Here is a 10,680-nt window from a genome sequence, read left to right as displayed (position 1 = left end):
ATGGCACATTGTATGCGAAATAACGAATACAAAGTGGGGGTTGGTATCAGGTCGTTTCTTCCATGTCTCCTGATTCTTCACGTCCACCCCTCCTTTATTTTTCATCGGAGTTATCCACCTTTGTTTGCATTGTATAATTTCCTATACAACAAAAAAACTGCAATTCCGGCCTTCCAGCCGGAATTGCAGTCTTGATATTTGCCGGTATTAATACTGCAGAATCGGATTGCCGTATTCTGCATGTCATGATGTTATTTACATCCGGTCACGGTTATAAAGATCCGGATCGCGGTCGGCGTTCAGTGAACCTCTGTTGCCTCTAGCGTTCCCTACTGTAGTGTCTTCAAGAGTAAGGTTAGGATTGGTGGGTCCCCTGTCTGCCAGGCTGCCGCCGGCTGTATCGAGGGTGCCGTAACGGCTGGCATTCAAAGAATGGTTGCCGCGGAAGACATCGTGAATGGAATTCCCTCTGCCGTTGTCATCGACCAGGACGAGAATTTTGCCGTTGTCGACATAACCCTCATATTCACGGGCCTCTTCCTCCGGAATGCCAAGGCCGATCAGACCGCCGACCAGTCCGCCTGCACCTGCACCGATAGCTGCACCAGTCAGCGTTGCCACGATTGGTCCTGCAGCCAGGATCGGTCCGATGCCCGGTATAGCCAGAGCTCCTATTCCGGCAAGCAGTCCGGCTACCCCGCCGACTACACCGCCTGTCGCCGCCCCGGTTGCTACACCTTCCGGCGCCATTGTTCCTGTATCTTCAGAAATGCTCTTTAATTCATCACGGTCTCTGGTAATAATGGAGATCTCGTCATTGCTGATTCCCCGGTTCTGCAGATCTTCAATTGCTCTGGTTGCTTCTTGTTCCGTATCAAAGATTCCTACGATTTTTTTGGTAGTCACTTGAAGCCCTCCTTAGTAATTGTCGTTCGCAGTATTATTACCCCAATAACGTTTTGTCAAACAGCAGCCGGGCTCTCAGATTATCCGTAGGGCAGGTATTATTCATACAATCGGGAAGCCGCTGCAAGATTCCAGCCATATTCAATTGTCGGGCATTAGCAGGCTGGCGGCTGTTTACACCGATTATTTATGGTTTGGACGTGTACGGCTGGTAGGTACTGCCTGCAGCGGATCATCCGGCCAATAATGCTTCGGATAACGTCCTTTAAGATCCTTCTTGACCTCGAAATAGGTACTCCGCCAGAAGCTGCCCAAATCGGCGGTCACTTGCATTGGCCTTCTGGCCGGAGACAGCAGATGCAGCAGTACAGGAACCTTCCCCATTCCGATCCGCGGTGTATCCGCCTGCCCGAACATTTCCTGCAGCCTCACCGCAAGAACAGGGGCTCCTGAGTTACCGTAGTCAAGCGATACGCGCGACCCGCTGGGCACTGTAAGATGTGTCGGCGCTTCCCGGTCCAGCGTCTGACGACTGTTCCAGTCCAGCATTCCTTCCAGCGCCCTGGCCAGCGGCAGACGCTGCAGCTCCCGCAGATTGCGTATTCCCTGCAGATAAGGGCGAAGCCAGCTGTCCATTGCTCCAAGCAAAGCCGCATCTGATACATCAGGCCAGTCACTACGGACTGCCTGCATGAAGGCCATCCGCTGCCGGAGCTGAATTGTACCTTTGTCCCAGGGCAGGAGTTCCAGCCCTTCCGAAGCAATAACGGACAGCAGCACGTCCTCAATCTCCTCAGAGGAAGGCCGTTCATGCGTTGTTTCCTTCAGGACCAGTGCGCCGAGCATCGTCCGGCGGGAGGCTTTGACGCTTCCGCTTTCTTTGTCCCAGAAGACTGCCCTCTCCTCGGTGAGGCTGTCTGCATGGTGCTGCAGCAGCTCTGCTTCAGCGAGCTCCGCCGCCAGCAGAATCCTGCCCTGGCCGGCACGGTCATCCACGCCGGCGGCAACGATGTAAGGCGAGCGGGCCAGCGGCTGCCCCTCGCGCATGGCCGCCCCCCGGCCTCCGGACAGCAGAAACGCGCCGTCGCCGCGTTTTTGCCCTACCCGGTCGGGGTAGGCAAAAGACAGCAGCAGGCCGGTGGCGCTGCTGTCTTCCGGCCCTGCCCCCGGCGCCAGCTGCAGCTGCGCCAGGAGACTACGGCTCTCGCGCTGCACCGCGCGCAAGACCGCCGGGTCTGCGCTCCCGCTGCTGCCGGAGCGCTCAAATGCAAGCAGCGCCTCCACGCGGAGCGTGATGTCGCTGCCCTGATCCGCGGGACCCTTGAACAGGTCCCGCTCCTGCAGCAGCGCCGCCAGCCGGCAGGCCAGCGGCGCTTCGCCAAGCAGAGCCGCGCGCAGCAGCATATGCGCGGCGCGCGGGTGTGCGCCAAGCGCGGCCATGCTGCGGCCGTGCGGCGTTATGGCGCCGCCGGCGTCAAGCGCACCGAGCTGGCGCAGCAGCGCCGTTCCCTGCGCGTAGGGCGCAGCGGGCGGCGGGTCCAGCCAGGGCAGCGCGGCGGGCTCGCGCACGCCCCATAGCGCCAGCTCCAGGGATAGCTGCGCCAGGTCGGCTTCCAGCATTTCCGGCACATTGTCGTCCGGAAGCCGGGCATGCTCTTCGCTGCTCCAGAGCCTGTAGCAGACCCCCGGTGCCGTCCGGCCTGCCCGGCCGCGCCGCTGGTCGGCGGATGCCTTGGATACAGGCACGGTTGTGAGCCGCGGCATGCCGGTCCGCGGCGAGAACACCTGCGTGCGCCGTAGGCCCGTATCGATCACGGTACGTACCCCTTCGATCGTCAGGCTGGTCTCGGCAATTGAGGTGGCCAGTACAACCTTGCGCTGGCCCGGTACTGCAGCAGCTACCGCAGCATCCTGCATCGCCTGCGGGAGCTGGCCGTACAGCGGCCGGATCACGGTGTCAGCCGGCAGGCTGCCGCCTTCCAGCTCGCGCTGCGTCCGGCGGATCTCCCGTTCTCCCGGGAGAAATACCAGGCAATCTCCCGGCTGCTCCGCCAGCGCGCGGCGGACAGCCTGGGCAGCGGACTGTTCAAGCATAGTATTATTAGCAGAGGGGGCATAGATGGTCTCAACCGGATATGTCCGCCCCGGACAATTCACTACCGCCGCTCCGCCAAGCAGCGCAGATACCCGCTCCGCATCCAGCGTTGCAGACATAATCAGGATACGCAGATCATCCCGCAGCACAGACTGCGCCTCAAGCGCCAGGGCCAGGCCCAGATCAGCATGCAGGCTCCGCTCATGGAACTCGTCAAAAATCACCAGCCCGACGTCACCGAGCGACGGGTCACTCTGCAGCATCCGTGTCAGAACACCTTCGGTGACCACAGTAATCCGTGTCTGCCTGCTTACCTTGCTGTCCATTCTCATCCGGTAGCCGACCGTCTGTCCCACCTGTTCACCCAGGCAAGCCGCCATATAGACAGCTGCTGAGCGGGCGGCCAGCCGTCTCGGCTCCAGCATCAGTATCGTTTTACCTGTCATCCACGGCTCGTCCAGAAAAGCCGGCGGCGTTCCCGTCGTCTTTCCGGCACCGGGCTCGGCAATCAGCACTGCGGCTGTGCTGCTGCGGAGTATTCTTGTCAGGTCAGGAAGCACCTGCATAATCGGAAGCTGTCTCATTGTTGTTCTCCATTACTGTTACTGTTTATAGTTCACTTTATCTTGGACGATACAACGCATTATTTCAAGCGGCATGTTCAAATTTCTCCGGGCTTGCGGCCGCAGGCCATCAGAAATGTCATCATTGCATAGGCTTCCGGAGAGCTGTTAAGCGCCTCGGATACCCGGCTGATCTGCCCGTATTCTTCCTCGCTGATTATTCCCTTTTTATAGAAGGGGGTGTATCTGTTTAGGTTAAACTGCTGCCGGAAGCCTTCAATGCCGTGCAGATCGCTGTGCTGAACGACGGCATCCATATCCACATCACAGTAGCCGGACTCCGTCAGCAGCCGCGGCAGCGTCCTTCCGACATAGCGGTTACCGCCTTTGGCCGCCTGATGGGCTGCCAGCTTGCGGATTACGGAAGGCAGAACTGCACTGTCCGGATTGACCGCTCCAAATATCCCGTCATCTATATCAATAATAACGAGCTTTCCGCCCGGCTTGAGCACTCTGTAGATCTCTTTTGCCGCATCTGACGGGTTATGCAGATGAAGAAACAGCAGCCTCGCTATTACAAAATCATATGTATTATCCGCCAGCCCGGTCTCATAGACCGAGCCGTGCACAAATTCCAGCCTTGATGAAGGAGGAGCAGCAATCCGCCGCTCTGCTTCATCCAATAAGGCTTTATCATATTCCAGTGCAGTAATCTGGCAATCAGGCAGACTGTTGACCAGTTGTTCGGTAATAAACCCCGGGCCGCTCCCCGCTTCAAGCACACGCATTCCGTTGCGTAAGCCATACCACTGCAGGTTGCGGAACTCCTTGTCCCAACCCATAACAGCCTGAGCCTTTAAGCGCTCAACCTCTGTTTGAAAGCCTGCAGGCACATTTCCGATGCTGTACGTAGATTTTCGCTCTAACATTAGCTTACCTCCGTATGATGTATCCTTATTTCTCTTGGTCCGCCAGCCGCCGGCGGATTTCATCGCCGTACTGAGTAAAGGCACTGCTGCCCCCGATTCCCCGTTCCCGTAAAAGCTGCTCCAGCCGCATTCTTTTTAAAGTTAACCGGGACTCAAGTGACTTCCGCCCGGCAGAATCGGAAGTCCCGCTGCTCAGGCAGGCTGCAAGCAATTCTTCCAAGGTGATGCATTCCGCACGCAGGGTCAGCTCTTCCGGCACAACCCCGGCATTCTTCATGATCTTGAACGACATCCGCAGCTCCTCCGGTACACCGGACAAGTCCTCCAGCTCCAGCGGCTTGCCGTGTCCGGGAAGATCTGCAAACTCACCGTTTCTCATTGCTTCCTGAATCCGTTGCTCTGCGAGCCATGCCAGCATTGTCTCTTCCCCTTCCATTAACCTTATAATCCGGCAGAAGCCTGCTTCAGCAGGTCTGCGAACAAATCGTACCGCACAGCCTTTCCTTCCAGCAGCTTTGCTGTAATCCGCTCCGGCTTGCCGGGCTCAAATACTCCCTCAGGCACCTCAAGTCCGTCCGCATTAAAAATCGTAAAGGTCACCCAGCCCTTCGCAGTAGTGATAACCGCGGCATATTTGCCGTTTTTGAGAAAATGGGGCTTGCCGTACTGTATCCGCTCCTGCACATCCGGAACCGAGTCATGAATCATCTGGCGCAGTGCATTGCAGATCTCAATTTGCCACGGCTGCTTGACACTGTTGATAAAATCTGTAACTTCCTGATTCACACAATCACCTTTTTCTGCTAAAATATGCTGCTGTATATGCACAGATTCTACCATAACCTGCATACTTTACAACCCCGTACACTGCAAACAGCCTTACCCCCGGTTACCAATACAGGAGTAAGGCTGCGGTAAATCCTTTTACATTTAACCGGACAATGATTCAGTGTTAGCTTAACAGCGACTCTGCACCGTCAATTACAATTTGCGCCCCGGTAATATGAATCGAATCATCGGAAGCAAGGAACGACACCAGATCAGCAACATTCTCAGGCTTACCCGGTCCGTCTGCCAGCGGCTGGGCTCCTTCCGGGAACTCGATCGGGATAACAATCTCTTCTACATCCTCATTAAACTCTGTGGACTCGTCAATATTCGTCGAGATAGCCCCCGGACAGATTACGTTTACGCGGATTTTGAACTTAGCAAGCTCCAGCGCAGCCATTTTGGCAAAAGCGACCTGTCCTGCTTTGGTCGTGCTGTATGGCGACCAGCCAAAGCTCGTAAACCGGGTATTACCGTTAATCGAGCTGGTGATAATGATGCTGCCTTTTCCTTTTGCCTTAAGATGTGGAATGGTGTATTTGAGTGTCAGGAACGTCCCCGTCAGATTGACATTGATCGTATGCTCCCAATCACTGAGGCTCAGCTCTTCAATCGGCCCGACTACACCGTTGATGCCCGCATTGGCAAACACAATATCGAGGCTTCCAAAATGCTCAATCGTTCTGCGCACCGCCTCCTCCATCCGTTCAGCATCAGAGGTATCGACATCAATAGCCAGTGCGCAATCCTTGCGCAGCTTGTTCAGCTTCTGCTCCAGCACCGAGGTGCGTTCATTAACCAGGTCAAAAAGAGCTACATTGGCGCCTTCCCGCGCCATCTGGATCGCCGCTGCCCGGCCGATCCCCGAGCCCGCACCTGTTATAATCGCCGTTTTACCGATAAACCGTTGTTTTTTCGCTATATTGGGGCTCATATGTACACTCTCCTTCCACATCATCCATATTCGTGACTCTGTTTCAAGATTACCCAAATGCCCCTCGATTATAATCACCTTGTGCAAATATATGTGCAAGATTTGTGCAACTTTACTAAGGAAGGCACTAAAAGCCGGCTCATTGCCTCCATCATATCATCCCTTCTGCCGGCTTTGGCGTAATCAAAGGCATTTGTGCCCTTCATTTCGTCCATTCCGCCGACTTTGGCGTATTAAAAGTTGCGTAGCTTGACCTCCTAAAAATCCATAAAGACCCCACAACGTGAGGCCTTTACAAGGTTAGCAAATTTATGTAGCTATAGTGGCTGTATATTAACCTTACAGCTCTATAGCAGCATCTAGTGTCATTACAACAGAACTCTGCATAGCTCTAGCACAGCTTTATAGTTTCTCTGCAATAACTCTATGGTTACTCTTCAGTTTCTCTTCAGTCAATCTTCAGTCTATCTAAATACACTCCACAGCAGCTTTATTTTGGTACATTAACTCGCCAGCACTATCCTTCTCTCTGCACATTACCTTCTTACTATTAAGTCCTTCTATAAATGATGACCATCCTCTTCCGCTCAATTATCCAGCTTACGGACATCCACCTTGACGCTGAGCGTCCCGGCTCCGCCGCGGTATACGCCTTTGACCGGAACAATATCCTTATAATCCCGGCCGTGGCCCAGCTTGATGTACCGCCAGTTCACTTCCGCATTATTAGTCGGATCAAAGCCGAGCCAGCCCGTTCCGGGGATATGTGTTTCGACCCAGGCATGGGAGGCCTGTTCGAAATCGGCATTTCCGCCCTGGAGATCACCGACAAAATGGTATCCGCTGACGTAACGCGAAGGTAACCCGACACTCCGGCAGACGGCAATCATCAGATGTGCATAGTCCTGGCAGACGCCGCGCTTAAGCTTGAGCGCTTTTTTGACCGTAGTATTCACACTCGTCGCTTCGGGATCATAGGTGAACTGTTCGTAGATGGTAGAAGACAACTTTTTTGTCCACGCATACATATCATCGGCTTCCTCAAAAGGATGCAGCGACGCGAACTCCACCAGCTCCGGTGTAACCTCCGTGTAACGGGTCGGCAGAACGAATTCAATGTAGCGGTTCTGGAATTTTTCATCATTCAGCAGCTTAACCTGATCTTCGAGCGGGATATGCGGAAGGTCCGCGCCCTGCGCTTTATCCAGCGTCACTACGGTCGCCTTAGTATGAATCACCATCTCTGTATGCGGCTTGTTCACCGAATAGGCGTGCACCCGGTTGCCGAAAAAATCCTCATAGGTCAGCAGATTGGCAGCCGGAGTAACCTCCACCTCGTGATGATAGCAGGACTGCCGGTAGTTCGTGCGCGGAGTCAGCCTGATTTCATTGACACTGTCCGTAACCGGCTCGGGATAGGAATAGGTTGTCGTGTGGTTGATCTGTATCTTCATACATAGGCTCCTTCGCGGCGAAAAAAGGCGCCTTCCATCGTCTTTCCTAGACGCTGGCAGGAAATCATCAGGGAATCCAGAACATCATCGACGTGATCACCGGCCATCTCTTCTTTTTCCATATAATCCAGTTCAGCCTTAATCTTGCCGGCCTGACGGATAACCTTCTCATGTCCTGAGCCCTTCTCGGAGGAATCCAGCTCCAGCCTGGCCAGATGCTCCTCCAGCTTATGGAAGGAGAAGCGAACCGAACGCGGGAAGCGCGCATTCACAATCAGAAATTCCAGGATGCACTCCGGCGTCATATCATCCGCATAATAGCGTCTGAACGACTGATAGCCGCTCACAGATTTCAGCACAGCCTGCAGCTGGGTATAGATGGTGCTGTTCTCCTTGGATTTGCATGATACGGTAACAGCCTGCAGAATCCGCGTCGTGTTCTCGGCACGCTCCAGAAACCGTCCGCTTTCTATAAAATGCCATTCGTTGCCGCGCAGCATCACGGACTGTTCTGCACCGAGGAACATGGCCGCACGCTCTTTAATCTGCTGATAGAATTGATGCGGGCCGCTCATAATATCTGCTACTGACTGCTCACCGAGCCAGAGATTAAAGCCGTTGACAATATCCCACAGCTCGCTCGGCAGATGCTGACGCAAGGTACGCAGATTATTCCGCGCCTGATGCACACAGGAGAATAAGGAATTGGCATTGCCTAAGTCAAGGGTTATAAAAGACAGCACATCCTGCTCACAAAAGCTGTCAAACTGCTTGAGATACTCATTTCTGACTCCTAACGCATCAATTAGCCTGGACCACTTATGGCCCTCCGACTGAAAATCCTCTTCCTGCTGAATATGATAATGGACATCGATCAGCCGCGCATGATTCTCCGCCCGTTCAATATACCGTCCAATCCAAAACAAAGCTTCCGCGTTGCGATTCAGCATCGTCACCACTCCTCCGCTTCCACATTTTGATGCTGCACTTTGTTCCTCCTATCCGGCTTAAGCGGCCGGCATCAGGCCATAACCCAGGTATCCTTCACTCCGCCTCCCTGGGAAGAGTTCACGACCAGTGAATTCTCCTTCATCGCCACCCGAGTCAGGCCGCCGGGGATGACATGAGGCTTGCGGTCTGCACCCATCAGTACAAATGCCCGCAAATCGATATGGCGCGGCACCATGGATGCACCGGATAAGACTGGCGCCCGTGACAGCGACATGATCGGCTGGGCAATATAGCGGGCGGGGTCAGCCAGAATCTTCAGCCGGAAATCTATCAGCTCATCCCTCGTCGCTTCACTGCCGATCAGCATACCGTACCCGCCGGAGAGTGATGTCTCTTTGACCACCATTTCAGACAGGTTATCCAGCACATATTGGCGCTCCTGCGGCCGTGAGAGCAAGTACGTCGGTACATTGCCCAGTATCGGCTCCTCGTTCAGATAATAGCGGATCAAATCCGGAACATAGACGTACATGGCCTTATCATCTGCGACCCCTGTGCCCGGAGCGTTGGCGATTGCGATATTGCCTGCCCGGTATGCATTCATAAGTCCGGCCACGCCCAGCAGCGAATTCGGCTGAAACGCCAGCGGATCGATATAATCATCGTCCAGGCGGCGGTAGAGCACATCTACTTTGCGCAGGCTGTTCATTTCCTTTAAATAAATCTTGTGATCCTGGGCTACCAGGTCGCGCCCTTCAACCAGATGAATGCCCATCTGCTGGGCCAGAAAAGCATGCTCGTAGTAAGCTGAATTATATTCACCCGGCGTCAGCAGGGCAATTACCGGATCTTTGGTTCTGGACGGAGACAGGCTCCGCAGCACTGACAGAAACCGGTTAAGGCTGTGATCCACATCCCGGATGGAGCTGGCGAAGGCAAGTTCAGGAAATAACTGGTTCATTAGTGATCTGCCTTTAAAAAGGTAAGAAAACCCCGACGGCGTGCGCAGATTATCCTCAAGCACATAATACTCGCCGTCATGATGGCGGATCAGATCGATGCCAGAGGTCGTCACATAAGCCCCTCCGGGTACTCTGAGGCCCGCCATTTCGGGACGGAAATACACGTTGCTGATAATCATCCGCCGCGGTACAATTCCATCCTTGACAATGTATTGCTCATGATAAATGTCGTGAATAAATAGATTAAGTGCTGTAATCCGCTGAATGATTCCTGCCTCAAGCCGCTCCCATTCACCCTTGGGGATAATCCGGGGGATCATGTCGAAGGGAATCGTCCGTTCCATCGGCTGATCCTGCGCCGGGTTGTACAGTGTAAATGTTATTCCTTCTTCCATCATCCGCCGCTGCATCAATTTCTGCTTAGCTTGCAGCTCTTCGGGGCTCATCCCGTTAAACATGCGGCTCACATGCTTGTAATGAGGCCGGATACTCCGTTCATCGGCATACATTTCGTCGTAAAAATGCTCCAGCGGATACGGAGAGATACCGGGCAAAGGATCTAATTTGGACATGAGCCCGACTCCTTTCGGATGTTCAAATGTGTTATGTTTGTTTACAAACTAATTTAAATTTATAGATTTAATCACGAAAAACTTTAATTCTACTTTCATAATACGTAAATGATAATCTTGATGTCAATATATATAACAGCAAAATGGAGTTTATGAACCATTTCGCATCCTTGGAATCGCTTCCTTTCTCCTGAGCGTATTTTCCGGGTGCTGTAATGCTGAGGATACAATGAATTGTATGCGGGAGGGCTGACAAGCAGTACTATTTTGAATTTTTCATATGTTGAAATTATTATGTATATGGTGCGATGTGAAAGTACCGTTACAATGACTGCTGCTCTTCATACAAATAGAAACGGCTATGCCGTCCTTCAGAGAAGGCGGTAACCGTTCCTGCGAGAAATATAAAGATTATGGATAGCGCAAAACATATAGATTATATTTCAAAAAAGACCCGCCCACCAGCCATTGCCGGTAAACGGATCT

The 10,680-nt window shown here is 53.5% G+C and carries 9 protein-coding genes; all 9 read right to left on the bottom strand.

The genetic code is table 11. From position 1 onward, the window contains the following. Nucleotides 1-255: 255 nt before the first annotated feature. On the bottom strand, nt 256-906 hold the full coding sequence (locus BN3772_RS13540) for a general stress protein (protein WP_086074566.1): 651 nt from the start codon (nt 904-906) through the stop codon (nt 256-258). A 183-nt stretch (nt 907-1,089) separates the two neighbouring features. Beyond that, nucleotides 1,090-3,585, bottom strand: coding sequence for an ATP-dependent helicase HrpB (hrpB, locus tag BN3772_RS13535; protein WP_042199998.1), 2,496 nt, complete (start codon nt 3,583-3,585; stop codon nt 1,090-1,092). A gap of 77 nt (nt 3,586-3,662) precedes the next feature. Next, complete coding sequence (locus tag BN3772_RS13530) at nt 3,663-4,493, bottom strand: class I SAM-dependent methyltransferase (RefSeq protein ID WP_042199997.1); 831 nt, start codon at nt 4,491-4,493, stop codon at nt 3,663-3,665. A 25-nt stretch (nt 4,494-4,518) separates the two neighbouring features. Then, nucleotides 4,519-4,911: a DnaJ family domain-containing protein gene (locus BN3772_RS13525; protein WP_042199996.1), complete on the bottom strand. Its 393-nt coding sequence runs from the start codon at nt 4,909-4,911 to the stop codon at nt 4,519-4,521. A 23-nt stretch (nt 4,912-4,934) separates the two neighbouring features. Further along, nucleotides 4,935-5,279, bottom strand: coding sequence for a DUF1801 domain-containing protein (locus BN3772_RS13520; RefSeq protein WP_042200037.1), 345 nt, complete (start codon nt 5,277-5,279; stop codon nt 4,935-4,937). A 166-nt stretch (nt 5,280-5,445) separates the two neighbouring features. Then, nucleotides 5,446-6,255, bottom strand: a complete 810-nt coding sequence (locus tag BN3772_RS13515; RefSeq protein WP_042199994.1) for an SDR family oxidoreductase — start codon at nt 6,253-6,255, stop codon at nt 5,446-5,448. A gap of 587 nt (nt 6,256-6,842) precedes the next feature. Further along, a complete protein-coding gene (locus BN3772_RS13510; protein WP_042199992.1) occupies nt 6,843-7,709 on the bottom strand; it encodes a transglutaminase family protein in 867 nt (288 codons plus the stop codon). Further along, entirely contained in the window at nt 7,706-8,659 is a 954-nt protein-coding gene (locus BN3772_RS13505; RefSeq protein ID WP_042176416.1) for an alpha-E domain-containing protein, read from the bottom strand. Before BN3772_RS13505 ends, BN3772_RS13510 begins: the two co-directional genes overlap by 4 nt. 71 nt (nt 8,660-8,730) lie before the next feature. Further along, complete coding sequence (locus BN3772_RS13500) at nt 8,731-10,194, bottom strand: circularly permuted type 2 ATP-grasp protein (protein ID WP_042199991.1); 1,464 nt, start codon at nt 10,192-10,194, stop codon at nt 8,731-8,733. Nucleotides 10,195-10,680 lie beyond the last annotated feature (486 nt).

The organism is Paenibacillus camerounensis, assembly GCF_000723885.1.
Lineage (GTDB): Bacteria > Bacillota > Bacilli > Paenibacillales > Paenibacillaceae > Paenibacillus_AQ > Paenibacillus_AQ camerounensis.
This window is presented reverse-complemented; position numbering and strand designations above follow the sequence as displayed.